Raw genomic sequence first — 23,644 nt, forward strand, 5'->3', positions numbered from 1 at the left:
TCACCGCCCGAGCGCACGAATGCGTCGCGGGTGGACGCCAGAGCGGACACCTGCCCACTCATTGCGCAGCACACGGCGCCAGCTGCGCACGCTTCACACGATCCAGCGCCGCACCAATGTCGGCCAGCAGGTCTTCCACGTGCTCGATGCCAACGGACAGGCGCAGCAGTCCGTCGCCAATGCCGGCCTCCGCCCGCGCCTCGGGCGACATGGCCGAGTGGGTCATCGTCGCCGGATGCGCAATCAGGCTTTCCACCCCACCCAGCGACTCGGCCAGGGTGAAGTACTCCAGGCCGTCGAGGAATGCGCGCACTGCGGCCTCGCCGCCGGCGCCACTGTCCTCCAGCTCCAGCGAGACCATCGCGCCGAAGCCGTCCTGCTGGCGCGCGGCAACCGCGTGCCCGGGATGGCTTTCCAGCCCGGGGTAATGCACGGCGCGCACCGCCGGATGCCGGTCGAGAAGGTCCACCAGTGCCGCCGTATTGCGCTCGTGCACGCGCAGGCGCGCATCCAGCGTGCGCAGGCCGCGCAGGGTGAGGAAACTGTCGAATGGCGAGCCGGTGATGCCCAGACAATTGGCCCACCAGGCCAGGTTGTCGTGCTGGTCCTGCTCCCGCGCAATCACCGCGCCGCCGACCACGTCGCTGTGGCCGTTGATGTACTTGGTGGTGGAATGCACCACCACATCGGCACCGAACGCGATCGGCTGTTGCAGCGCCGGCGAGAGGAAGGTGTTGTCGACCACGACCAGCGCGCCGGCCGCGTGCGCGGCTTCGGTCACGAAACGCAGGTCGGTCACGCGCAGCAGCGGATTCGATGGCGTCTCGATCCAGACCACTGCCGGCCCCAGTGCCAAGGCGTCGGCCAGCGCGCGGGGCGAGGTCAGGTCCACCGTGGTCAGTTCGAACGCGCCCTTCTCGGCCAGCGCGTTGAACAAGCGCCAGCTGCCGCCATACGCATCGTGCGGCACCACCAGCCGGTCACCGGGCTTGAGCAAGGCGTTCAGCACCAGCGCGATCGCGGCCATGCCGGTCGCCGTGACCACCGCGCCGGCGCCACCTTCCAGCTCGGCCAGCGCCTCGGCCAGCAGGTCGCGGGTCGGATTGCCGCTGCGGGTGTAGTCGTAGGTGCGTTTGTCGTTGAAGCCGGCAAAGCTGAAGTTGGACGACAGCACCAGCGGCGGGGTCACCGCGCCGAAGGCCTCGTCGCGGTCGATGCCCGCGCGCACAGCGGTGGTACAGCGACGGGCGGGGCGAGCCCCGGCGTGCTGCGCACTCATGCCAGCGCCTCGGCGTCCGCGTCGGCGGCAATGTCGAGAAGCGCCTCGCGCAGGATGCCGTCGATGGCGCGGGATTCCTTCAAAAACGCGTCATGGCCGAAGCGGGAATGGATGACGTGCAGCCGGGTCTCCCCGCGCAGGCGCTGGACCAGGTCATAGGCATCGGCCAGCGGGACCAGCAGGTCCTCCGCCACGGCCACCACGGTGACCGGCACATGGACGGTTTCGGGATCAACGGCCTGCAGGTCAATGGACTCCGACAGGCGCACGAACGCCTGCGCGGATACGCGGTCGGCGAAACGCTGGCCGCAGTGGTCCAGGTAGTCCTCGGCGGCGACCTGGACACGGCCGTTGACGACCTTGGCGGCGCCGAAGCGGCTGTCGAACTCGTCCGCGGTGCGGTAGCTGAGCATCGCCAGCTGGCGGGCCAGTGCCACGCCCTGGCTGTCGTCGCACTGCAACGCCCCCAGCGCGACCGCACGACGCTGCAGCGCACGCCAGGCGCTGGCGTAGGGATGGGCACGGTGGAAGCCGCTGATCGCGACCAGCCGGCCCACGCGACGCGGATGCAGGGCGGCCAAGTGCAGGCCGACCATCGCCCCGTAGGAGTTGCCGATGAAGGCGCTCAGGCGCGGGATGCCCAGCGCATCCAGCAATGCAACCACCGCCGTCGCCTGGTCCACAGGATCGATCACGGCGTCCAGCGTGCCATCGCCGCCGACCCAGTCGAACGAGAGGATGCAGTGCTGGCTCGGGTCCAGCGCACGGCCGGGGCCGGACTGTTCCTGCCACCAGCCGGCATCGCTGAACTGGTCGCTGGCACCGACGTGGCGGTTCGCGGAAATCCCGCCGACCACGAACAGCACCGGCAAGCTGGGATCGCCGACGCGCTCGTAGCGCAGCGTCACCGACTGGTTGCCGCAGTGGCGCATCGCCAGTTCGACCTCGATCTCGCCGCGCACCGCCATCTTCCGCGCCGCGGCCGGGAACCGCGATACGGCAACGTGGCGAGGCTGGAAAAGGGTTTCGGTAGTGCGGGAAGCGAGTTGCAGGCTCATGACGGCTATCCAAAGTGGCGGGGAGCCATCGAGGGATGGCTGCCAACGCACACTGGACCGTGCCGGCAACCATCTTCCGGCCACCGCTGGAGCGCGGCGCCGCAGGATTTGGCACCCGTTCGCGGCTTGCGCTGCGATGGGTTGCCCCGGCTTCAAAGGGCCTGTCCCTCTGCCGGTCTCGATGGGTGGCAGGCAGTGTGCACACGCTTTTCGAAGATGTCAATCGCTGTATCCGCATAAAGCGATGCCTTGCGGGATCCGGTCGTTCCGCGATGCAGCCGGCTGGCGTGAGCGGGCAGGCACTAGACTGCGCGGCATGACCCTTTGCCGATTCCTCACCGCGACCGGCGTGATCCTCGCCTTGACCGGCTGCGCCACCGCCCTGCAACGCAACAGCGACATCGCCCGCGGGGTTGATGCGAATGCTGCGTCCTTCCCCGTTGATGAGCGGGTGGTGCCCGAGCGCTACGTATCGCCCGCCCACTCCGGCGTGGAACTGGATTCACTCGCCACTTGGCCCGCGCCGGACGGGCGCACCTGGCTGATCGCCAGCGCCAAGACCGCGCACACCCTGATGGTGTTCGACGCCGACACCGGCGAGTGGCTGCAGACCGTGGGCGGCACGGATGACGCCGCGCGCACATTCAAGCGCCCAAATGGCCTGGCCGTCCACGGCGACCGCCTGTTCGTCGCCGAGCGCGACAACCACCGCGTGCAGGTGCTCGCCCTGCCGGGCTTCGCCCCGCTCGGCACGTTCGGCGAAGAGCAGCTGCGCAGCCCGTATGGCCTGTGGATCAACGAGGTCTCGCCGGGCGGGCTGGATGTGTATGTCACCGACAGCTTTATGTACGGCAAGCGCTTCGAGATCGTGCCGCCGCTTGCGGAGCTCGACCAGCGCGTGCGCCGCTTCCACGTCGAGCTGGATGACGATGGCTTCAGCGCCCGCTACCTGGGGTCGTTCGGTGACACCGCCGAGCCCGGCGCGCTGCGGGTGGTGGAATCCATCGCCGGCGACCCGGCCTTTGACCGCCTGATGATCGCCGACGAGCGCTTCCCCGGCAGCTCCGGACGCAACGCATCGACGCTGCGCGAATACACCCTGGCCGGCAGGTACGCCGGTCGCAGCCTGCCCGAGGACACCTTCGCCACCGAAGCCGAAGGCGTCGCCCTGTGGGCCTGCAGCCCGGACACGGGCTACTGGGTCGCGGTTGACCAGCGCGAGACACGCACCGCCTTCTACCTGTTCAACCGCAGCGACCTCGCCCCCGCCGGCAGCTTCCGTGGCACCACCACTGCGATGTCCGACGGCATCGCCCTACACGCCGCCAGCACAGCCGCGTTCCCCGACGGCGCGTTGTTTGCGGTGCACAACGACGAATCGGTGAGCGCGTTCGACCTGGCCGATATCGCCCGCGGCCTGAAGCTCGCAGCGGAATGCACCGGCGCACGCTGAGCCGCAGCTGGCCGCTGCGGGTGGGCATGTGGGCCGTTGCGCTTGCGATCGTCGCCGCCATTGCGCCCGCCGAAGCCGCCACGCCTGCGGCAGACTTCGCCGATAGCGGAGCGGCGCGCGTACGCATCGAGGCCACCGACGACGGCTATCACGCCTGGGCCGACAATCCGCAGCCCGGCCCGATCGAGGTGAGGCTGCGTTACCGCCAGCGCCACAACACCGTGGCCTCACCGGCGCTGCCCGCGCGTGCCACCGTTCCGGCCGGCGGCAGCACAGTCGTCGCCGCTTTCCGTGCCGCCGACCCCGCGCGCGCAGTCGACTTCGATCTGATCCTGGACAGCGTGCCCGGCAACCCGAGCGCGCAGCCGCGCGACGTGACCTATCTACTACCGCTGACAAAAGACACGCCAGTCATGGTCGATCAGGGCTTCGCCGGCAGTTTCAGTCACGACGACGAGGAAAACCGCTACGCCATCGACTTCGCCGTAACGGTCGGCACCGCTGTGCTGGCGGCGCGCGACGGCGTGGTGATGCAGGTGATCGATCGCTACCCCGATGCGGGACGCAGCAACGCAAACCGACGCCCCGACCCCTCATCCGCCGACACTCTCCTGCGCACCGCCAACCTTGTCCGCGTCCTGCATGAGGACGGCAGCATGGCCGTGTATGCGCACCTGCAACAGGGCGGCGCCGTTGTCGCGCCAGGGCAGCGGGTGCGGACCGGCCAGCACATCGGCTGGTCGGGCAACACCGGCTTCAGCACCGCCCCGCACCTGCACTTTGCCGTGCAGGTTAATCGCGGCATGCGTCTGGTGTCGCTGCCGTTCCGGATGGAAGGGGTAGGCGAAACCGCGGCAAACTAGAAGCGAGGAAGCGCGACATCAACCAAGGAGAGGTCCAATGCAGCCTGAAAGCACACCCGAGTCAAACCTTTTCCAGCTCAGTGAGCGTGCACTGGGACAAAAGCCCACAACCGAGGAAGTGACTGGATTCACCACCCTGCTCTGCGCGCAGCAGTTGTTCGTCCGTGGCGTACGCGACCCGGCCGACCCCGACGCATTGCACCTCGGGGTACTCGACCTGGAGGACGGCGACGAGTCCTTTCTCTATCTCGCCACCAGCCGCGATCTGGCTGACTCGCTTCCCGGCGATCCGGACGATGAGGGCTACGAGTTGATCAGCATCACCGGTGAGGTGCTGCTCGGGTTGGCCGCGCAGCGCCGCAACAACGTCGTGATCATCACCAGCGACTCCGAAGATGAGAACATCATCATTCCCCACGGCTCGTTGGAACTGCTCGCCAAGCTCGCCGTGTTGACCGGCGACTGCGCTCCCCAGAACCGGCCCAGCGACGAGGCGATCCGCGCCGCATATCCAACTGCATTCGCGCACTGGCTGTATGAGTACTGTCGCGCCCACTCCGACATCCGCGAAGCCCGCCTGGCCTTAGCGCGCCTCGGCGTCAGCTCCCAGCCGGATGTGGTGGTAGGGCTTGAGGCGGGCGCCGCCTACAGCCATATGGACCGGATCAGTGCCGAATCGCGCCGCCTGCTGAAGCCCGGGCAGGTCTTCTACACGGAAGACCAGATCACCGGAATGGGCCAAGGTGGCTCGTTGGCCGAAGATCTCCGGCGACATCCGCCGCTCTACCGCAAGAACAACCCACAGGGTTGGTGGAGCCGACTGATGCGAAGGCTCAAGCCAGCGCCATTGGTGTACATCAACGTGGAACTGCTCGATGAGGCGCCGCAGCGGTGACCATTTCCGTCACATCGCACGCCAAAACAGACCAATTGCGTCACCTGAAGGATCGAAGTCACCGGCCAAACGTGACTGGCGGTTCAGTTTCGACACCCAAACCACAAAAAACCACACTTGGCACGGGAAATGCGTAGCTTACCGTGCACGTGCCAACCAGCACGGCTGCCCGAGGACCGGAACGCCCGGCTCAGACGGCACGTGAATACTGACCACTCCTAGGGGAAACACCATGAAGAACGTACAGAAAGGCTTTACGCTCATCGAACTGATGATCGTTGTTGCGATCATCGCAATCCTGGCTGCGATTGCGCTGCCGGCTTATCAGGATTACACCATCCGCTCGAAGGTTACCGAGGCATTTAGCTTGGCGTCCGGCGCTAAGCTGGCCGTAGCCGAAACGCAAGCATCCACAGGCACAGCTCCCATTACCAACAGTGCGGCGGGCCTTGCTGCCGCGGCCGATATCAAGGGTAAGAACGTCACTTCTGTCACCGTTGGTGCCGGTGGCGCAATTACGATTCTCCTGAGCAACAACTTAGGTGGTTCCCCTACGATGAATGGTCAGACCATCGTGCTGACGCCAGCTTTTAATGCTGGGTCGGTGGAGTGGACTTGCACAATTGGCGCTGCGGGAGATGCAACTCGAAACAAGTACGTCCCGGCCGAGTGCCGCGCATAACGGCTGGCTCAGTCTCGCTGAGGGATTTTGTTAGACCTTGGCTTTGACTGAACAGAGGCCCCTCTCATGAGGGGCCTTTTTTTCAGCGGAGCAAGTAACAGCAGGGTAAATAACAGCAACAGTACAAAATTATTCCGCGGAAACCAGTTTTAGGCTCGTGTGAAGTAACTTAAAAAATGTATCTGGCAGGATATACGATGAATGCAGCGCAGAACGCGAACCTAGTCGGGATCACCGGCATCGCCCGCCGCCTTGTGCAAGATGGCGCACTCTCCGAATCCGCCGCACGCGAAGCCATGGCCGCCGCCACTGAGCAGCGCAAGCCACTGGCCGCCTACATCATCGAGAAACGACTGGTCGCACCTGCGCACCTGGCTGCCGCCAACTCGGTCGAGTTCGGCGTGCCGCTGTTCGATGCAGCCGCGATGGACCCCGAGCAATCAGCGATCAAGCTGGTCAACGAGGACCTGCTGCGTAAGCACACGGTGCTGCCGCTGTTCAAGCGCGGCAACCGGCTGTTCGTCGGCATCGCCGAGCCGACCAACACGCATGCGTTGGCGGAGATCAAGTTCCAGACCAACTTCACCGTCGAGGCGATCCTCGTCGATGAGGAGAGCATCAAGCGCCATCTGGACCGCTGGCTGGAAAGCGCCGATTCGCTCGGCGATGTCATGGGTGAGGACGATGACGGGCTGGAGAATCTGGAAATCGGCGGTGGTGACGACGACCTGTCCACTGATTCCGGGGTCGACGCCAAGACCGATGACACACCGGTGGTCAAGTTCATCAACAAGGTGCTGGTGGACGCGATCCGCCGCGGCGCCTCGGACATCCACTTTGAGCCCTACGAGACCGAGTACCGCGTGCGCCTGCGTATCGACGGGCTGCTGAAGCAGTCGGCCAAGGTGCCGGTCAAGCTGCAGCCGCGCATCTCAGCGCGCCTGAAGGTGATGGCGCAGCTGGATATCGCCGAGCGGCGGGTACCGCAGGACGGCCGCATCAAGCTCAACCTGAGCAAGACCAAGCAAATCGACTTCCGTGTAAGCACCTTGCCGACCCTGTTCGGCGAGAAGATCGTGCTGCGTATCCTCGACGGCAGCGCCGCCAAGCTGGGCATCGAGAAGCTCGGCTACGAAGACGACCAGCGCGATATCTTCCTCGCAGCGGTCAAGCGCCCCTACGGGATGGTGCTGGTGACCGGCCCGACCGGCTCCGGCAAGACGGTCTCGCTGTACACCGCGCTGAACATCCTCAACGACGAGACCCGCAACATCTCCACGGTGGAGGACCCGGTCGAGATCCGCGTACCGGGCATCAACCAGGTCCAGATGAACGTCAAGCGCGGCATGACATTCGCCGCCGCGCTGCGCAGCTTCCTCCGCCAGGATCCGGACGTGATCATGGTCGGCGAGATCCGCGATCTGGAAACCGCCGAGATCGGCATCAAGGCCGCACAGACCGGCCACATGGTGCTGTCCACGCTGCACACCAACGACGCGCCGCAAACCATTGCGCGACTGATGAACATGGGCGTGGCGCCGTTCAACATCACCTCATCGGTAACGCTGGTGATCGCCCAGCGTCTGGCGCGCCGCCTGCACGACTGCAAACGACCGGTGGAACTGCCCGAACACGCCTTGTTGGCGGAGGGATTCACGGCCGAAGAGATCGCGGCCGACGACTTCAAGATCTACGAGGCGGTTGGCTGCGCCGACTGCACGGAAGGTTACAAAGGTCGTACCGGTATCTACCAGGTGATGCCGATGACCGATGAGATCCAGAGCATCGTGCTCGCTGGCGGCAATGCCATGCAGATCGCTGACGCGGCGCAGCGATCCGGCGTGCGCGACCTGCGCCAATCGGCGCTGATGAAGGTCCGCAACGGCGTCACCAGCCTGGCCGAGATCAACCGGGTGACCAAGGACTGATCAGGCGTCTGTGACCGGCGTTGCTATCGCGACGCACCGGGTCAGGATATGCTGGCGCACGGCATGTCCCGTGGGTTGTTGCGGGCACATGCTGGTGATCCGTAGCCCGGGGACGGCGGCGGATCGTCCGGGGAGGGCGGGCCGAGGCCGGCGCGCCGCGCTGCAGTAATCACCAAGTGACACTGGGGAAACACGCTATGTCTGTCAGCCGCACTGCCGCCAAGAAACCCATCGTGGCTCCGCGCCGCGCCGAAGCGACGCCGCTCTTCGTGTGGGAAGGCACCGACAAGCGCGGCGTCACCATGAAGGGCGAGCAGACCGCGAAGAACGCCAACTTCGTGCGCGCCGAACTGCGCCGGATGGGGATTACGCCCAAGGTCGTCAAGGTCAAACCCAAGCCGCTGTTCAGTGCTGGCAAACGTGTAACGCCGCAGGATATTGCTATTTTTGCGCGTCAGGTGGCCACCATGATGAAAGCCGGCGTGCCGATCGTCGGCGCGCTGGAAATCATCGCCAGTGGCAACAAGAACCCGAAAATGCAGGCTCTGGTCAACTCGATCCGCTCGGAAGTCGAGAGCGGCTCGTCCCTTAGCGAAGCGCTGGGCAAGCACCCGGTCGAGTTTGATCTGCTGTTCCGGAACCTGGTGGCTGCGGGCGAGTCGGCCGGTGTGCTGGAAACCGTGCTGGACACGGTCGCCACATACAAGGAAAACACCGAGGCCCTTAAGGGCAAGATCAAGAAGGCGATGTTCTACCCGGCCGCGGTGGTCGCCGTGGCTTTGATCGTCAGCGCGATCCTGCTGGTGTTCGTGGTGCCGATGTTCGAGGACGTGTTTGCCAGCTTCGGCGCCGAATTGCCGGCGTTTACGATGATGATCATCAAGCTGAGCCGTTTCATGGTCGCCTGGTGGTGGCTGATCCTGATCCTCGCAGTGGCTGCCGTGGTCGCTTTCATCATGGTCAAGAACCGCTCGATCGCGTTCCAGTTCTTCCTCGACCGGATGATCCTGAAGGTGCCGGTGGTCGGCCAGATCATCCACAATTCGGCCATCGCGCGTTTCGCGCGTACGCTGGCAGTCACCTTCAAGGCCGGCGTACCTCTGGTCGAAGGCCTGGACACGGTAGGCGGCGCCACCGGCAACATCGTCTATGAGAAGGCGGTGCACCGAATCCGCGACGACGTGGCCGTGGGCTACTCGGTCAACATGGCGATGAAGCAGGTCAACCTGTTCCCGCACATGGTGGTGCAGATGGTCGCCATCGGTGAGGAAGCAGGTGCGCTGGACACGATGCTGTTCAAGGTCGCCGAGTTCTACGAGCAGGAAGTCGACAATGCGGTGGACGCGCTGTCCAGCCTGCTGGAGCCGATGATCATGGTGTTCCTGGGCGTGGTGGTGGGTGGCATGGTGATTGCCATGTACCTGCCGATCTTCAAGCTCGGCGCCGTGGTGGGTTGAGGCAAAATAGCGCATGGCGAGCACCTGAATGGCATTTCTCGATCAGAACCCCGCAATCGGCTACCCACTGGTCGCCGGTTTCGGCCTGCTGCTGGGCAGTTTCATCAATGTGGTGATCCTGCGCATGCCGCGCCGGATGGAGTGGCAGTGGCAGCGCGACAGCCGCGAGATCCTCGGTGAGCCGGAGGCCTACGATCCGCCGCCGCCCGGCATCGTTGTGGAACGCTCGCACTGTCCGCACTGCAAGCATCAGCTGTCCTGGTACGAGAACATCCCGGTTTTCAGCTGGCTCGCCCTACGCGGGCGCTGCCGCAGTTGCAAGGCGAAAATCTCGGCCCAGTACCCGCTGGTGGAGCTGCTGACCGCGGTGCTGATGGTCGCCTGCGTCGCCCGCTTCGGCTTCGGCTGGCAGGGCTTCGGCGCGATGGTGTTCACCTGCTTCCTGATCGCGCTGTCCGGCATCGACCTGCGGACCCAATTGCTGCCCGACCAGTTGACCCTGCCGCTGATGTGGCTGGGGTTGATCGCTGCGGTGGACAACCTCTACATCGCCGCCAAACCGGCGGTGATCGGCGCGGTGGTCGGATACCTGAGCCTGTGGGTGGTGTGGTGGCTGTTCAAGCAGATCACCGGCAAGGAAGGCATGGGCCACGGCGACTTCAAGCTGCTGGCCGCGATTGGTGCGTGGACCGGCCTGGCGGGCATCCTGCCAACGGTGCTGCTGTCCTCGCTGGTGGGCGCCATCATCGGCTCGATCTGGCTGGCCGCGAAAGGTCGCGACAAGGCCACGCCGATCCCATTCGGGCCGTATCTCGCCGTCGCGGGCTGGATCATCTTCTTTTGGGGCGAGCAGTTGATCGGCGGCTACATGCGGATCTCGGGGCTGGCCTGACGCCGATCGAAGCGGACGGCGTGGCTCCTTTTCCGCTCGCGCCTTGACCCATGAATCCCGCGCCATGACATCCTGCCCCGCATGAGCAACTACATCATCGGAGTCACCGGCGGCGTCGCCGCGGGAAAGAGCGAGGTCACGCGGCGCTTCGAGGCGCTGGGCGTGGTCGTCGCCGATGCCGACGTCGCCGCGCGCGAGGCGGTTGCCCGCGGCTCGGACGGACTGGCCGAGTTGGTCGACGCATTCGGACCTGGAATCCTCACCGCCGACGGTGACCTGGACCGTGCCGCGATGCGCGAGCGGGTCTTCACCGACACCGATGAGCGCAAGCGCCTGGAAGCCATCGTGCATCCGCGCATCCGCACCAAGGTGCGCGCGATGTGCGAGCAGGCGCCCGGCATCTACGCCATTGCGGCAGTTCCGCTGCTGGCCGAGGGCGGCGGACGCACGGCCTATCCGTGGCTGGGGCGCATCCTGGTGGTCGATGTGCCGGTGGCGGTGCAGCACGCCCGCCTGATGCGCCGCGACGGCGTGGACGCTGCGCTCGCCGATGCCATGATCGCCGCCCAAGCCACCCGCGCGCAGCGGCTGGCTATCGCGGACGACATCATCGTCAACGACGGTGGTTTGGAGTCGCTGGATGCGCACATCGCGGCGCTGGACCGGAGCTATCGGGCACTCGCACGTGGATGACGCGGCTTCCGCAGTGCGTCAGTCGGCCCAAAGACCGCGTATCGCCGCAATCCCCTGCGCACCGTGCAGGCGCGCTTGGTCCATCTGCTGGATGCCCAGACCGCCAATCGCGTAGATCGGCATGGACACGTGCTCGCGCATCGCCGCAAACGCCTCCCAGCCAATACCCTTCCTGCCGGGGTGCGTAGCGGTGGGAAGCACGTTGCCGAGCACCACGAAGTTGCAACCCAGCCGCTCAGCCGCGCGTAGGTCGTCCACCGTGTGGCACGAGGCCGCCAGGGGTAGGCCGGGATCGACCGGTCGGTCCCGGTGGGCGCCGAGTTGATCCGAGCGCAGGTGCACACCCGCGCCCAGCCGCGCGGCCAGCTCCAGATCGCCATTGACCAGCACTTCGGCTGAAATGCGCTGGCACAGCTCGACGGCCGACGCGGCAAGGCGCGCCCAGCGCTGCGGATCCGCACTCGGCGCCCGCAACTGGACCCGACTGATCCCCGTAGCCAGCGCCCGCTCGAGCGCATCAAGCCAGGACTGCTCAGCGACCTCGAGTTCCGCACCGGTCAACCCGGCCGTCAGAGGCCCCACATCCGGCGTAACCAGATACCGGTCTGGCTGCTGCAAGGCGGCGACCACCGGCCGATCGGCAGGCGGCATCCGGTAGCGCGCGAGCTTGCGAGGCGGGACCCACAGCAGCGCCTGCCCTTCCCGTCCGCGCGGGTTGCCCTGCCATCGGGTCACGTGGCGAACGTCCAGGGTCAGGCGTTTGTCCGGGTACATCTGGGGCACGGTGATGACCGCCTCGCCGACCTCGGCTTGGATGCCCAGCTCCTCGTCCAGCTCCCGCGCCAGCGCGTGCTCGGGGCTCTCGCCGGGGTCGATCTTGCCGCCGGGAAACTCCCACAGGCCACCCAGGTCGCTGGCGCCGGTGCGCTGGGCCAGCAGGATGCGGCCGCGCGCATCGCATATCACTCCGGCAACCACGCGCACGAAGCGCGTTGGCGGTGTTTCGGTCATCTTCGATGCACCGCCGGGACGTTCATCGTGGCGGATGCAGGTTGCATCCGCGACGTGCTGCGACTGGGGCTCGGCTCAGACCAGCTGACCATGGCAATGCTTGTATTTCTTGCCGCTGCCGCACGGGCACGGCTCGTTGCGGCCGACCCGGGTGACTTCGGCATTTGCCGCGCCACGGGCCAGAGCTTCCTGGGCTTCCGCAGCTTCCTCGTCGGCGCTGTAGCCGCCCGAGCTGGCGTGCTGGAACTGCATCTGCTTGGCCTGCGACTCGGCCTGCGCGCGCTCCTGTGCCTCCAGCGCGGCGACCTCTTCCTCGCTGCGGATGCGCACGCGCGCCAGCAGGCTGATGACGTCGTGCTTGACCTTCTCCAGCATGTTTGAGAACAGCAGGTAGGCCTCCTGCTTGTACTCCTGCTTGGGCTGCTTCTGCGCGTAGCCGCGCAGGTGGATGCCCTGCCGCAGGTAGTCCATCTGGGCCAGGTGCTCCTTCCAGCTCTGGTCGAGCACGTTGAGCATGAAGTGCTTCTCGAGCATGCGCATGGTTTCCGCGCCCAGCTGGCGTTCGCGCTCGGCGACCTGGCGGTTCACCTCTTCCACTACGAACTCGGTCACCGCCTCGTCATCGATCTCCTCGCGGCCACTGACGAAGCCCTGCACGTCGATCTGCATGTTGAAGTCCGAGGCCATCAGGGCCTCCAGACCGGGCAGGTCCCATTGCTCGTCGATCGAGTTCGGCGGCACGAAGCGGGCGATCGCGGCATTGATGACGTCCTCTCGGATGCCCTCGATGTTGTCCTGGATGCTGTCGGCCTCCAGCAGTTCGTTGCGCTGGCCGTAGATCACCTTGCGCTGGTCGTTGTTGACGTCGTCGAAGTCGAGCAGGTTCTTCCGGATGTCGAAGTTGTGGGCCTCGACCTTGCGCTGCGCGTTGGCGATCTGCTTGGACACCAGCGGGCTTTCAATGATGTCGTCTTCCTTCAGACCCATCCGCGCCATCACCTTCTGCACCCAGTCGGCGGCGAAGATGCGCATCAGGTTGTCTTCCAGCGACAAATAGAAGCGCGAGGAACCCGGGTCGCCCTGGCGCCCGGCACGGCCGCGCAGCTGGTTGTCGATGCGGCGGCTCTCGTGGCGTTCGGTGCCGACGATGTGGAGGCCGCCGGCGGCCTTGACCGCCTCGTGGCGCTCCAGCCACTCCGCCTTCAGGCGCGCACGGGTGGCCTCGTCAACCGGCTCGCCGGTCTCGGCCTCCAGCATCGCGATCTCGTTGTCCACCGAACCGCCCAGCACGATGTCGGTACCGCGACCGGCCATGTTGGTGGCGATGGTGATCGCGCCGGGACGACCCGCCTGGGCCACGATGGTCGCCTCGCGCTCGTGCTGCTTGGCGTTGAGCACCTCGTGGTCGATGCCCTCGGCGGTCAATTGCTGGCTGAGCATCTCGGAGACCTCGATGGAGGTCGTGCCGACCAGCACCGGCTGGCCTTTGGCGTGCGCTTCCTTGATCTCGGCGGCCACCGCGCGGTACTTGCCGGCGCGGTTCAGGAACACCGCATCCGGGGCGTCGATGCGCTTGACCGGCCGGTTGGTCGGGATCACCACCACTTCCAGGCCATAGATGCTCTGGAACTCGAACGCTTCGGTGTCGGCCGTACCGGTCATGCCGGCCAGCTTTTTGTACATCCGGAACAGGTTCTGGAAGGTGATCGACGCCAGCGTCTGGTTCTCGCGCTGGACCGGAACGCCCTCCTTCGCCTCAACCGCCTGGTGCAGGCCGTCCGACCAGCGCCGGCCGGCCAGGGTACGGCCGGTGAATTCATCGACGATGACGATCTCGCCGTCGCGGATGATGTAGTCCACGTCTTTCTGGTAGATCGCATGCGCGCGCATCGCAGCGTTGAGGTGATGCACGACGGCCAGGTTCTGCGGCGAGTAGAGGCCTTCATCCTCGTCCGGGCCGAGGATGCCGGCGTCGCGCAGCAGTTGCTCGGCGTGCTCCTGGCCTTCCTCGGACAGGTGGACCTGCTTGCCCTTCTCATCGACCCAGTAGTCGCCCTCGCCTTCCTCGGTCTCCTGCCGGACCAGCGACGGCACAATGCGGTTCACCTTGATGTACAGCTCCGGGGAATCCTCGGCCGGGCCGGAGATGATCAGCGGCGTGCGCGCCTCGTCGATCAGGATCGAGTCGACCTCATCGATGATCGCGAAGTTCAGGCCGCGCTGGTGGCGGTCTTCCTTCGACAGCGCCATGTTGTCGCGCAGGTAGTCAAAGCCGAACTCGTTGTTGGTGCCGTAGGTGATGTCGGCGGCGTAGGCCTCGGCCTTGTCGCCGTGCGGCATGTTGGGATAGACCACGCCCACGCTCAGCCCGAGCCAGTTGTAGAGCTTGCCCATCCACGCCGAGTCACGCCGCGCGAGGTAGTCGTTGACGGTGACCAGGTGCACGCCGTCGCCGGTCAGCGCGTTGAGGTAGACCGGCAGCGTACCGACCAGTGTCTTGCCCTCACCGGTTCGCATCTCGGCGATCTTGCCCATATGCAGGACCATGCCGCCGATCAGCTGCACGTCGTACGGACGCATGCCCAGCACGCGGCGCGATGCTTCGCGGCAGACCGCAAACGCCTCGGGCAGGAGGTCGTCGAGCTTGGCGCCGTCCTTCAGCCGCTGCTTGAACTCCGGCGTCTTGGCCTGCAGCTCGGCGTCGCTGAGCTTCTCCATCTCCGGCTCGAGCGCGTTGATCTTGACGACCGTGCGCTGCAGCTGGCGGAGCAAACGATCATTGCGGCTGCCAAAGACGCGGGTAAGCATGTTGTTGAGCATGGATGGTTCCAGTCGGATGTCATGACGGCGCAAACAAAAACAGGGCGCGGTGCACCCTGTCTTGGCAAACGCCTATTCTAGCGTGGGGGCGGGCGGGCGCCTATCAAGCCCGCCGGGTTTGCGTCCCACGAGCGCAAACTTCCTGTGCGCGCGACCGGGTCAGCCGTGTAGCGGCGACTGCTGGTTGAGGAATTTCTTCGGGTTGACGGCCTGGCCGTTCTGCCACACCTCGAAATGCACATGGGCACCGGTGGAACGACCGCTGGAGCCGGCCTTGGCGACTTCCTCGCCGGCGCGGACCAGGCCGCCGACCTTCAGGCTCAACCGCGAATTGTGCGCGTAACGGGTGACGTAGCCGTTGCCGTGGTCGATCTCGATGGTGTTGCCGTAGCCACTGCGCACGCCGGAGAAGCTGACCACACCGTCGGCCACAGCCATCACCGGATCGCCCACCTGAGCCTTGAAATCAATGCCCTTGTGGAAGGCGCGACCGCCGCGGAACGGGTCGGCGCGATGGCCGAAATTGGACGTGATGTAGCTCTCGATCGGCTCGCGCGACGGCACCGCGTTCATGTCCAACTGGCGGTTGAACAGCAGCGATTCGAGTACCGAGAGCTGCTCACCGGAGGCGCGGAACTGCTCGCCCAGTTCGGACAGGCCCTGGTCCAGTTCGCCCTTGGGCATATCTTCCACCGGACCGACGCCACCCACGCCGACGGGCTCGTTGAAGTCGAACTCGCCGTCCTGCAGCTGGCCGATGCGGGTCAGGCGCTTGCCCAACGCGTTGAGCCGGTTGGCTTCGGCCTGCAGCTCGCCCAGACGTGCAGCCAGGGCATTGATTTCCCGTTGGGCGTCGGCCTGGGCCGAGTTGATCTGCACCTGCTGTTGGGCGACCTGGTCGCGCAAGCTGTGGTTGGCCGCGTAGCCTGTACCCAGGCCAAGCATCAGTCCGCCGCCCAGAAGTACCGCGCCGGCGCCCAGAGGGCGCTGCATGGCGGCCTGAAGCGCGCGGTGGGCGAGTGATGCCCAGGTGCCACGCGATTTATTTAGGATGTCTTGATAGGTCATAAGTCCGATGTCTGAATTCCAACCCAAACCGGCCAGGTCAACGCGCCTTCCTTCGACTCCGACCGCGGCGCTGGATGCGCTGCTGGCGGTGCCTGCGGGTAACACGCTCCGCCGCGCCCTGTGGCTCGACGAACTGGACCGCCGGTTAAGGCCACTCCTGCCGTTCCCGCTGTCCGCGCATGCGCGGCTGGCGAATCACGAGCACGGCAGGCTCGTCTATCTGGTGGATTCCCCGGTGTGGCGGGCCAAACTGCGCCTGCTCGCTCCGGAACTGTTGTCAGGTGCCCGTTCCCTGGGTCTGGACGCGGCGAAGCTCGTCATCAAGACAAGTCTCCCTTCGCGTGCACCGGCCCCTCCGGCACCCGCGAAAACCGTGACCATGTCCGCGGCCGCGAAAAAATCGCTCGAGGCTGCGCTGGCGTCCCTCAACTCCACCGACCCCGATGGGACGGATGACGCCGGATGAACCCTTGGAACGTCGTAGCGCGTTAATCGCCGTGACGAGCAAGTGAACATCGACGGAGCATCCTAAAGCGCAAAAACCCCGGACTTGTTAAAAATCCAGGGTCATCTCGTGTAAAAAACGTTAATTCAGCGTGAAGCAGTCACATTCGTGATGCATGCACGGCTGCCAGGAATCGGGCAGCAGAAGGATCTCAGATCGTCGCCAGACGCCCAAAGGCGGTGGTGATGGCGTGCGGGTCCTCGTCTTCGGTGTAGCTGACGATTTCCCACGCCGACTCTTCGGCCAGCAGCGCCCGCACCAGTTTGTTGTTGAGCGCATGGCCGGACTTGAAGCCTTCGTAGGCGCCAATGACCGCGTCTCCGGCCAGATACAGGTCACCGATGGCATCAAGAATTTTGTGCCGTACGAATTCGTCGGCGTAGCGCAGGCCGTCCTCGTTGAGGACACGGAATTCGTCGAGCACGATGGCGTTGTCCATCGACCCGCCCAGACCGAGGTTGCGCTCGCGCATGTATTCCAGATCGCGCATGAAACCGAACGTCCGCGCGCGGCTGACTTCCTTGATGTAGTTGATGGTCGAGAACTCGACCTCTGCACGCGACTGCGAATCGGGAATCGCCGGATGCTTGAACACCACGGTAAAGCCGACCCGGAAGCCGTCATACGGCTCGAACCGCGCGAACTTGTCGCCGTCACGCACCTCGACCGGGTGCAGGATGCGGATGAAGCGTTTGGCGGCGTCCTGCTCCACGATGCCTGCCGACTGCAGCAGGAACACAAACGGGCCCGCCGAGCCATCCATGATCGGCACTTCCGCCGCGGACAGGTCGATATAGGCGTTGTCGATGCCCAATCCCGCCAGCGCGGACATCAGGTGCTCGACCGTCTGCACGTTGGCAGGGCCCACACTGAGGCCGGTGCACAGCGTGGTCTCGGTGACCAGATCGGCGCGCGCCGGGATGTCGACCACCGGATCCAGGTCGATACGACGGAAAACGATACCTGCGTCAATTGGCGCCGGACGCATGGTGAGGAAGACCTTTTCGCCGCTGTGCAGCCCTACGCCGGTGGCGCGGATCACGTTCTTGAGGGTGCGCTGACGCAGCATGGGAATAGGTGTGCCTGAAGAGGGAAAAACCGGGTAAAGGTACCACGCAGCCGAGTGGCGGCAGATCAATCGGCCCTGAACGGCGTCTCCGCCAGCGCAGGCGGAAAATGACCGGTCGTCGCGCCTGGTGGCGGACGACCGGCCCAAATGCCCCGCGAGGACACCCGCGGGACCAAGACCAAACGGACTACGGCATTACTGCATCACGCCTTGCGGCAGATATTCCAAGCGCACCAGACGATCAGTCCGCCTGGCGACGCAGGAACGCCGGGATGTCGAGGTAGCTGTCGGGACCGAAGTCCGCCGCGCCCGACGCCGTAGCGGGTTCGGATTTGGTGGACTCACCGCGCAGGCTGCTGCTGAAGCTCGGCACCGAGGGTGCGCGCGACTCGGACGACGAGGTCGCCGATGACGAGACCGCGTCCACCGGGAATTCCGGCTGGCCGGTGGTGGCGTTGCGGACCAGCTGGATCGGCGCACGGTTGCCCTCGCCGGTCTTGATCTTGCTGCCCGCACCGCGGTTCAGGCCGGTCGCAACGACGGTCACGCGGACCTCATCCTGCATGTCCGGATCCAGCACGGTACCGATGACGATGGTCGCGTCCTCGGAGGCAAACGCCTCCACGGTGCGGCCTACCTCGTCGAACTCGGCCATGGTGAAGTCGGGGCCGGCGGTGATGTTGACCAGGATGCCGTTGGCGCCCTGCAGGTTGACGTCATCCAGCAGCGGGTTGAGCACGGCGGCCTCGGCGGCGGCCTGCGCACGGTCGTCGCCCTTGGCCGCACCGCTGCCCATCATCGCCAGGCCCATCTCGGACATGACGGTACGCACGTCGGCGAAGTCGACGTTGATCAGGCCGGGACGCACGATCAGGTCGGCGATGCCCTGCACGGCGCCCAGCAGCACGTCATTGGCGGCGCGGAACGCCTGCACCATCGTCGCGTTGCGGCCGAGCACGGTGATCAGCTTCTCGTTGGGGATGGTGATCAGCGAGTCGCAGTGGTGGCTCAGCTCCTCAATGCCCTTGAGCGCGACCTGCATGCGGCGGCGACCCTCGAACGGGAACGGCTTGGTGACCACAGCGACGGTCAGGATGCCCATCTCCTTGGCCAGCTGGGCCACGACGGGCGCGGCGCCGGTACCGGTGCCGCCGCCCATGCCGGCGGTGATGAACACCATGTCGGCGCCTTCCAGTGCATCCATCAGGCGCTCGCGGTCTTCCAGCGCCGCCTGGCGACCGACCTCGGGGTTGGCGCCTGCGCCCAGGCCCTTGGTGACGTTGTTGCCCAGCTGCAGCTGCAGCTTTGCGCCGCAGTTCTTGATTGCCTGCGAGTCGGTGTTGGCGGTGATGAACTCCACCCCGTCAACGTTGTTGCTGACCATGTGGGCGACCGCATTGCCGCCTCCGCCGCCGACGCCGATCACCTTGATGATCGCGTTGGGAGCCATGTTTTCCACCAGTTCAAAATGTGCCATGTCCGTGTCCTCGTTGGTCTAGTTTTGGTTGCTGCCGTGGTCTTTCGTGTTGCTTGCCGCGTTTGTTGTGTTGCCTGTCGTCTCTCGCCTGCCGCTGTCGTGCACCGCTGCTCAGAAGTGGTCGCTGTACCAGCTCTTGAGCTTGTTGAAGAGCGAACCTGCGCGGCCGGTGTTGATCACCGGGCGGCGCGGATTCTCGAATTGACTGCCCATCAGCAGCAGCCCCACGCCGGTGGCGTGGACCGGATTGCCCACCACCTCGCCCAGGCCGGTGACGTGCTGCGGGATGCCCACGCGCACCGGCATCTGCAGCATTTCCTCGGCCAGTTCCACTACCCCTTCCATCTTTGATGCCCCGCCGGTGAGCACCATTCCGGCGCGCACGTGCTGCTCGAAGCCGCTGCGGCGCAACTCGGCCTGGACCATCTCGAAGATTTCCTCGTAACGGGCCTGGACGGCCTGCGCCAGGGAGGCGCGCGGCATCCGGCGCGGCGCGCGGTCACCGACCGACGGCACCTGGATGGATTCCTCGGCGGTGGCCATCTGCGCCAGCGCGCAGGCGTAGCGGACCTTGATCTGCTCGGCCTCCGGCGTCGGGGTGCGCAGCATGTGGGCGATGTCCTCGGTGACCTTGTCGCCGGCAATGCCGAGGCTGGCCGAGTGGGCGATCGCGCCCTGCACGAAGACCGCGATGTCGGTCGTGCCCGCGCCGATGTCGACCAGCACCACGCCCAGCTCGCGCTCGTCGCTGGTCAGCACCGCGTTGGCCGAGGCGAGTACCCCCAGGATCAGGCTGTCGACCTGCAGGCCGCAGCGCTGCACGCACTTGCTCACGTTGGCGGCGGCCGATTGTGCGCAGACCACCAGGTGGGCGTGCACTTCCAGACGCACGCCGGTCATCCCGATCGGGTTGCGGATGCCTTCCTGCGAGTGGTCCAGGACGTAGTCGCGCGGGATCGCGTGGAGGATCTTCTGGTCGGCCGGGATCGCCACCGCCTTGGCCGCGTCCAGTACCCGGTCCAGGTCAGCCAGGCTGACCTCGCCGTCTCGGATCGGGGCGATGCCCTGCGAGTTGCGGCACTGCACGTGGCTGCCGGAGATGGAGGCGTAGACCGAGCGGATCTCGCAGCCGGCCATCAGCTCGGCCTCCTCGATGGCGCGCTGGATGGACTGCACGGTGGATTCGATGTCGACCACCACGCCCCGGCGCAGGCCGCGCGACTCGTGGCTGCCGATGCCGATGACCTCGATCGGGTTGTCCGGGCCGGTGTCGCCGGGGCTGTACTCACCCACCAGCGCCACCACCTTGGAGGTACCGATGTCGAGGCCGACGATCAGATGTTTGTCACCCTTGCGATTCATGGTTTTCCCTGCTGTCGGCCCACACGAGTGCGAAACCGTTGGTGTAGCGAAGATCGGCGCGCGCCAGTACCTGTGCCTGCTGGGCCAGCAGTTGCGGCAACAGGCGCACGAAGCGGTTGAGGCGACCGCGCGCCTCGTGGCGGCCGACGATGACCTCGGCCCCGTTGTCGAGTCGAAGTGTCCAGCTGCCGCGCGGGTCCAGGCGGGCTTCGCGCACTTCCAGCCCGAGCGGAGCGAACATGGCCCGCGTCTCGTTGTAGAGCTCCACCACCTCGTCGATGCGGGTCTCCGGTCCGCCCAGCAAGGGCAGCTCGGCGGGGATATCGATGTTGGCGGCGGGGAACAGCCGACCCTGCTCGGACAGCAGCTGGTTGTCGTCCCAGCGCGCGAACGGGACGTGCTCGGCCAGGTGGACTTCCAGCACGTCGGGCCAGCGCTTGCGGACCTCGGCGTGCTCGACCCAAGGCAGTGCGGCCACCGCCGCGCGCGCCGCGTCAAGGTCAACCGCGAAATAGCCCTGGCGTGCAAACGGCATCAGGGTGTCGCGCAGCAGGGTCTCGTCCACGCGCTGGAATTGCGCGGTCGCGCGCAACTTGCTCAGCGGCCAGTGCTCGGCACCGACCCAGCCGTTGAGCAGACCGACCACCGGCAGGACGACCAGCGCCACCGCAAGCAGCCAACCCAGCAGGCGCAGAAGTGCGTTCACCGGCCGGCCACCTCCGCGAGGGTTCCTTCCAGAACGCGCCAGCACAGCTCCTCGAAGCCGATGCCGAGTTGGGCGGCGGCCTTGGGCACCAGCGAATGGCTGGTCATGCCGGGCGCGGTGTTCACCTCGAGCAGGTGGAAGGCGCCGGTTGCGCGGTCGCGCATGACGTCCACCCGGCCCCATCCGCGGCATTCAACGGCCTCGAATGCGGCCAGGGCGATGCGCTGCAACTCGACCTCGGCGGCGTCTTCCACGCCGGGGCAGAGATACTGGGTGTCGTCGGCCATGTACTTGGCGTTGTAGTCGTACCACTCGCCCTTGGGCACGATCCGTATCGAAGGCAGCGCGCGCGGGCCGGTGCCGTCGTCGAGCACGCCTACGGTCAGTTCGTCGCCGACGATCATCTGCTCCATCAGCAGCTCGCCGTCGTAATCGGCGGCAAACGCCTGCGCGGGGGCGAGATCGGCCTCCTCCAGGATCCGGAACGCGCCGACGCTGGAGCCCTCGCAGGACGGCTTGACGAACACCGGCAGGCCGAGTGATCGCGCCGCGGCGTGCATGTCATCCCCGGCGGTCAGCCGCACGAAGCGTGGCGTCGGCAGGCCGCAGCTGATCCACACCTGCTTGGTCCGGATCTTGTCCATCGACAGGGCCGAACCGAGCACGCCGGAACCGGTGTATGGCACGCCCAGCGCTTCCAGCAGACCTTGGAGTACGCCGTCCTCGCCCCCGCCCTTGTTGCCGTGGAGGATGTTGAAGACGCGATCCACCCCGCCCTCGCGGACGAGGTCGACCAGCGCCGGGATGCCGTCGACGGCAAACGCGTCCACGCCTCGCGCCTGCAGTGCTTCGAGCACGTTGCGGCCGGAGTCCAGCGACACCTCGCGCTCGGCGCTGGTGCCGCCCACCAGCACCGCCACCCGGCCGAAGCGGGCCGGATCGGTGATGCGTTGTGGGGCGATATGCGATGCAGTAGGCGTGCTCACGCGTCACCTTCCTGGGTTGTGGGGAGTCCATCGAGCGCGATCTGTTGCGCGGCGTGGCCGATATCGCCGGCGCCCATCAGCAGCAACAGGTCGCCGTCCTCGAGCACATCGGCGAGGACCTCGGCCAGCTCGCCGACCGGCCCGATCACGACCGGATCGATGCGGCCGCGGGCACGGATGGCGCGGGCCAGTGCGCGTTCGTCGGCGCCGGCGATGGGCGCCTCGCCAGCGGCGTAGACCTCGGTCAGGATCAGCGCATCGACGTCCGACAGGACGGCGGCGAAATCGTCAAACAGGTCGCGGGTACGGCTGTAGCGGTGCGGCTGGAAGGCGACCACCAGGCGACGCTCGGGCCAACCGCCGCGGGCGGCCTGGAACACCGCGGCCAGTTCGTTGGGGTGGTGGCCGTAGTCGTCGACCACGGTGGCCGTGCCGCCCTTGGGCAAGGCGATGTCGGCGAGAACGTTGAAGCGGCGGCCGATACCGGCGAATGCCTCCAGCGCGCGGGCGATGGCGGCGGGCTCGACGCCCAGCTGCCAGCCCACCGCAGCCGCAGCCAGGGCGTTAAGCACGTTGTGCCCGCCGGGGAGCGCGAGGGTGACCGGGCAGCGCTCGCCGCCGGGCAGGCACAGGGTGAAGTGCATCCGCGCACCGGTCTGGGTGACGTCCTCGGCGCGCACGTCGGCCTCTGCCGACAGGCCGTAGGTCATCACGTGGCGTGGCGTGCGCTCAGCCAGCGCGGCGACTTCCGGATCGTCGATGCACAGCACCGCCAGCCCGTAGAACGGCAGCCGCAGCATGAACTCGCCGAACGCCGCCTGGACGTTGGCGAAGTCGCCGCCGTAGTTCTCCAGGTGATCGGCATCGATATTGGTGACCACGGCGATCTGCGGGCTCAGGCGCAGGAAGCTGCCATCGCTCTCGTCGGCCTCGGCCACCAGCCAGTCGCCCCCGCCGAGCTTGGCGTTGGCGCCGGCGGCCAGCAGCTGGCCACCGATCACGAAGGTCGGATCAATGCCGCCCTCGGCCAGCACGCTGGCGGTGAGCGACGTGGTCGTGGTCTTGCCGTGGGTACCGGCGACCGCGATGCCGCGCTTGAAGCGCATCAACTCGGCCAGCATCTCCGCGCGCGGCACCACCGGAATGCGCTGCGCGCGCGCCTCCATCACTTCCGGGTTGTCGGCCTTGATCGCGCTGGAGACGACCACGCAGTCGGTGCCCAGCACGTTGGAGGCGGTGTGGTCGTGGTGCACGGTGACGCCCAGGCGCGTCAGGCGCCGGGTAACCGCGTTGTCGGCGCGATCGGAGCCCGACACCTGGTAGCCCAGCGTGCACATCACCTCGGCAATGCCGCTCATGCCGGTCCCGCCGATACCGATGAAATGGACGCGCGGGAAGGCTTTGGCCAGATCGCCATCGTGTTGCAGCCGGCGGCGCACG

Annotated in this window: 20 protein-coding genes and 1 riboswitch; of the genes, 9 read left to right on the forward strand and 11 right to left on the reverse strand. The window is 66.2% G+C overall.

All coding sequences use genetic code 11. The features are described 5' to 3' along the window. Window positions 1-58: 58 nt before the first annotated feature. Together metB and metX are read right to left on the reverse strand one after the other, a co-directional pair. Complete coding sequence (metB, locus tag KZ491_RS06840) at window positions 59-1,279, reverse strand: cystathionine gamma-synthase (RefSeq protein ID WP_222565096.1); 1,221 nt, start codon at window positions 1,277-1,279, stop codon at window positions 59-61. Further along, complete coding sequence (metX, locus tag KZ491_RS06845) at window positions 1,276-2,337, reverse strand: homoserine O-succinyltransferase MetX (RefSeq protein WP_222565097.1); 1,062 nt, start codon at window positions 2,335-2,337, stop codon at window positions 1,276-1,278. The genes metB and metX overlap by 4 nt, the downstream gene beginning before the upstream one ends. A 66-nt stretch (window positions 2,338-2,403) precedes the next feature. After that, window positions 2,404-2,525: riboswitch (SAM riboswitch) on the reverse strand. Window positions 2,526-2,653: 128 nt separating this feature from the next. Here metX and KZ491_RS06850 point away from each other — a divergent pair. From KZ491_RS06850 to coaE, 8 genes are all read left to right on the forward strand, one after another. Then, window positions 2,654-3,790, forward strand: coding sequence for an NHL repeat-containing protein (locus tag KZ491_RS06850; protein ID WP_222565098.1), 1,137 nt, complete (start codon window positions 2,654-2,656; stop codon window positions 3,788-3,790). Beyond that, entirely contained in the window at window positions 3,772-4,653 is an 882-nt protein-coding gene (locus KZ491_RS06855) for a M23 family metallopeptidase (protein WP_222565099.1), read from the forward strand. Before KZ491_RS06850 ends, KZ491_RS06855 begins: the two co-directional genes overlap by 19 nt. Before the next feature lie 37 nt (window positions 4,654-4,690). Continuing rightward, complete coding sequence (locus tag KZ491_RS06860) at window positions 4,691-5,548, forward strand: hypothetical protein (RefSeq protein ID WP_222565100.1); 858 nt, start codon at window positions 4,691-4,693, stop codon at window positions 5,546-5,548. A gap of 232 nt (window positions 5,549-5,780) precedes the next feature. Then, window positions 5,781-6,230: a pilin gene (locus KZ491_RS06865; RefSeq protein WP_222565101.1), complete on the forward strand. Its 450-nt coding sequence runs from the start codon at window positions 5,781-5,783 to the stop codon at window positions 6,228-6,230. A 197-nt stretch (window positions 6,231-6,427) separates the two neighbouring features. Then, a complete protein-coding gene (gene pilB / locus KZ491_RS06870; RefSeq protein ID WP_222565102.1) occupies window positions 6,428-8,158 on the forward strand; it encodes a type IV-A pilus assembly ATPase PilB in 1,731 nt (576 codons plus the stop codon). Window positions 8,159-8,355: 197 nt separating this feature from the next. Further along, the gene (locus KZ491_RS06875; RefSeq protein ID WP_222565103.1) at window positions 8,356-9,615 is read left to right on the forward strand and encodes a type II secretion system F family protein; all 1,260 of its coding nucleotides are present in this window, start codon (window positions 8,356-8,358) and stop codon (window positions 9,613-9,615) included. Window positions 9,616-9,643: 28 nt separating this feature from the next. Beyond that, window positions 9,644-10,507: a prepilin peptidase gene (locus tag KZ491_RS06880; protein WP_222565104.1), complete on the forward strand. Its 864-nt coding sequence runs from the start codon at window positions 9,644-9,646 to the stop codon at window positions 10,505-10,507. A gap of 81 nt (window positions 10,508-10,588) precedes the next feature. Then, window positions 10,589-11,200 (forward strand): dephospho-CoA kinase, encoded by a 612-nt coding sequence (gene coaE, locus KZ491_RS06885; RefSeq protein WP_222565105.1) that lies wholly within the window; start codon window positions 10,589-10,591, stop codon window positions 11,198-11,200. 18 nt (window positions 11,201-11,218) lie between these two features. Here coaE and KZ491_RS06890 read toward each other — a convergent pair whose 3' ends face one another. From KZ491_RS06890 to KZ491_RS06900, 3 genes are all read right to left on the reverse strand, one after another. Next, window positions 11,219-12,211: a Nudix family hydrolase gene (locus tag KZ491_RS06890; RefSeq protein WP_222565106.1), complete on the reverse strand. Its 993-nt coding sequence runs from the start codon at window positions 12,209-12,211 to the stop codon at window positions 11,219-11,221. Window positions 12,212-12,286: 75 nt separating this feature from the next. Continuing rightward, a complete protein-coding gene (secA, locus tag KZ491_RS06895; RefSeq protein WP_222565107.1) occupies window positions 12,287-15,031 on the reverse strand; it encodes a preprotein translocase subunit SecA in 2,745 nt (914 codons plus the stop codon). A 159-nt stretch (window positions 15,032-15,190) separates the two neighbouring features. Next, window positions 15,191-16,099: a M23 family metallopeptidase gene (locus KZ491_RS06900; RefSeq protein ID WP_222565108.1), complete on the reverse strand. Its 909-nt coding sequence runs from the start codon at window positions 16,097-16,099 to the stop codon at window positions 15,191-15,193. A gap of 7 nt (window positions 16,100-16,106) precedes the next feature. On the opposite strand from KZ491_RS06900, the gene KZ491_RS06905 reads away from it, so the two are divergent. Next, entirely contained in the window at window positions 16,107-16,565 is a 459-nt protein-coding gene (locus KZ491_RS06905; RefSeq protein WP_222565109.1) for a DciA family protein, read from the forward strand. 190 nt (window positions 16,566-16,755) lie between these two features. Here KZ491_RS06905 and lpxC read toward each other — a convergent pair whose 3' ends face one another. The 6 genes from lpxC to murC all read right to left on the reverse strand — a co-directional run bounded on the left by lpxC (window position 16,756) and on the right by murC (window position 23,643). Further along, complete coding sequence (lpxC, locus tag KZ491_RS06910) at window positions 16,756-17,673, reverse strand: UDP-3-O-acyl-N-acetylglucosamine deacetylase (protein WP_222565110.1); 918 nt, start codon at window positions 17,671-17,673, stop codon at window positions 16,756-16,758. 241 nt (window positions 17,674-17,914) lie between these two features. Further along, window positions 17,915-19,150 carry a cell division protein FtsZ gene (ftsZ, locus tag KZ491_RS06915; protein WP_222565111.1) on the reverse strand — a complete coding sequence of 412 codons (1,236 nt, stop codon included), beginning with the start codon at window positions 19,148-19,150 and terminating at the stop codon, window positions 17,915-17,917. A 111-nt stretch (window positions 19,151-19,261) separates the two neighbouring features. Then, a complete protein-coding gene (gene ftsA / locus KZ491_RS06920; RefSeq protein ID WP_222565112.1) occupies window positions 19,262-20,512 on the reverse strand; it encodes a cell division protein FtsA in 1,251 nt (416 codons plus the stop codon). Then, on the reverse strand, window positions 20,496-21,218 hold the full coding sequence (locus tag KZ491_RS06925) for a cell division protein FtsQ/DivIB (RefSeq protein ID WP_222565113.1): 723 nt from the start codon (window positions 21,216-21,218) through the stop codon (window positions 20,496-20,498). Before KZ491_RS06925 ends, ftsA begins: the two co-directional genes overlap by 17 nt. Beyond that, complete coding sequence (locus KZ491_RS06930) at window positions 21,215-22,204, reverse strand: D-alanine--D-alanine ligase (RefSeq protein ID WP_343225569.1); 990 nt, start codon at window positions 22,202-22,204, stop codon at window positions 21,215-21,217. The genes KZ491_RS06925 and KZ491_RS06930 overlap by 4 nt, the downstream gene beginning before the upstream one ends. Further along, window positions 22,201-23,643: a UDP-N-acetylmuramate--L-alanine ligase gene (gene murC, locus KZ491_RS06935; RefSeq protein WP_222565515.1), complete on the reverse strand. Its 1,443-nt coding sequence runs from the start codon at window positions 23,641-23,643 to the stop codon at window positions 22,201-22,203. Before murC ends, KZ491_RS06930 begins: the two co-directional genes overlap by 4 nt. Window position 23,644 lies beyond the last annotated feature (1 nt).

The sequence above is a fragment of the Novilysobacter antarcticus genome (assembly GCF_019802285.1).
GTDB lineage: Bacteria > Pseudomonadota > Gammaproteobacteria > Xanthomonadales > Xanthomonadaceae > Novilysobacter > Novilysobacter antarcticus.

Excerpts from the sequence above, each read along its gene's own strand:
- ftsA (WP_222565112.1), bottom strand. The coding sequence starts at position 20,512 with ATGAATCGCAAGGGTGACAAACATCTGATCGTCGGCCTCGACATCGGT.
- KZ491_RS06900 (WP_222565108.1), bottom strand. The coding sequence starts at position 16,099 with ATGACCTATCAAGACATCCTAAATAAATCGCGTGGCACCTGGGCATCA.
- ftsZ (WP_222565111.1), bottom strand. The coding sequence starts at position 19,150 with ATGGCACATTTTGAACTGGTGGAAAACATGGCTCCCAACGCGATCATC.
- lpxC (WP_222565110.1), bottom strand. The coding sequence starts at position 17,673 with ATGCTGCGTCAGCGCACCCTCAAGAACGTGATCCGCGCCACCGGCGTA.
- secA (WP_222565107.1), bottom strand. The coding sequence starts at position 15,031 with ATGCTCAACAACATGCTTACCCGCGTCTTTGGCAGCCGCAATGATCGT.
- KZ491_RS06860 (WP_222565100.1), top strand. The coding sequence starts at position 4,691 with ATGCAGCCTGAAAGCACACCCGAGTCAAACCTTTTCCAGCTCAGTGAG.
- metX (WP_222565097.1), bottom strand. The coding sequence starts at position 2,337 with ATGAGCCTGCAACTCGCTTCCCGCACTACCGAAACCCTTTTCCAGCCT.
- KZ491_RS06890 (WP_222565106.1), bottom strand. The coding sequence starts at position 12,211 with ATGACCGAAACACCGCCAACGCGCTTCGTGCGCGTGGTTGCCGGAGTG.
- pilB (WP_222565102.1), top strand. The coding sequence starts at position 6,428 with ATGAATGCAGCGCAGAACGCGAACCTAGTCGGGATCACCGGCATCGCC.
- KZ491_RS06850 (WP_222565098.1), top strand. The coding sequence starts at position 2,654 with ATGACCCTTTGCCGATTCCTCACCGCGACCGGCGTGATCCTCGCCTTG.
- coaE (WP_222565105.1), top strand. The coding sequence starts at position 10,589 with ATGAGCAACTACATCATCGGAGTCACCGGCGGCGTCGCCGCGGGAAAG.
- KZ491_RS06875 (WP_222565103.1), top strand. The coding sequence starts at position 8,356 with ATGTCTGTCAGCCGCACTGCCGCCAAGAAACCCATCGTGGCTCCGCGC.
- KZ491_RS06880 (WP_222565104.1), top strand. The coding sequence starts at position 9,644 with ATGGCATTTCTCGATCAGAACCCCGCAATCGGCTACCCACTGGTCGCC.
- KZ491_RS06905 (WP_222565109.1), top strand. The coding sequence starts at position 16,107 with ATGTCTGAATTCCAACCCAAACCGGCCAGGTCAACGCGCCTTCCTTCG.
- metB (WP_222565096.1), bottom strand. The coding sequence starts at position 1,279 with ATGAGTGCGCAGCACGCCGGGGCTCGCCCCGCCCGTCGCTGTACCACC.
- KZ491_RS06855 (WP_222565099.1), top strand. The coding sequence starts at position 3,772 with ATGCACCGGCGCACGCTGAGCCGCAGCTGGCCGCTGCGGGTGGGCATG.
- KZ491_RS06865 (WP_222565101.1), top strand. The coding sequence starts at position 5,781 with ATGAAGAACGTACAGAAAGGCTTTACGCTCATCGAACTGATGATCGTT.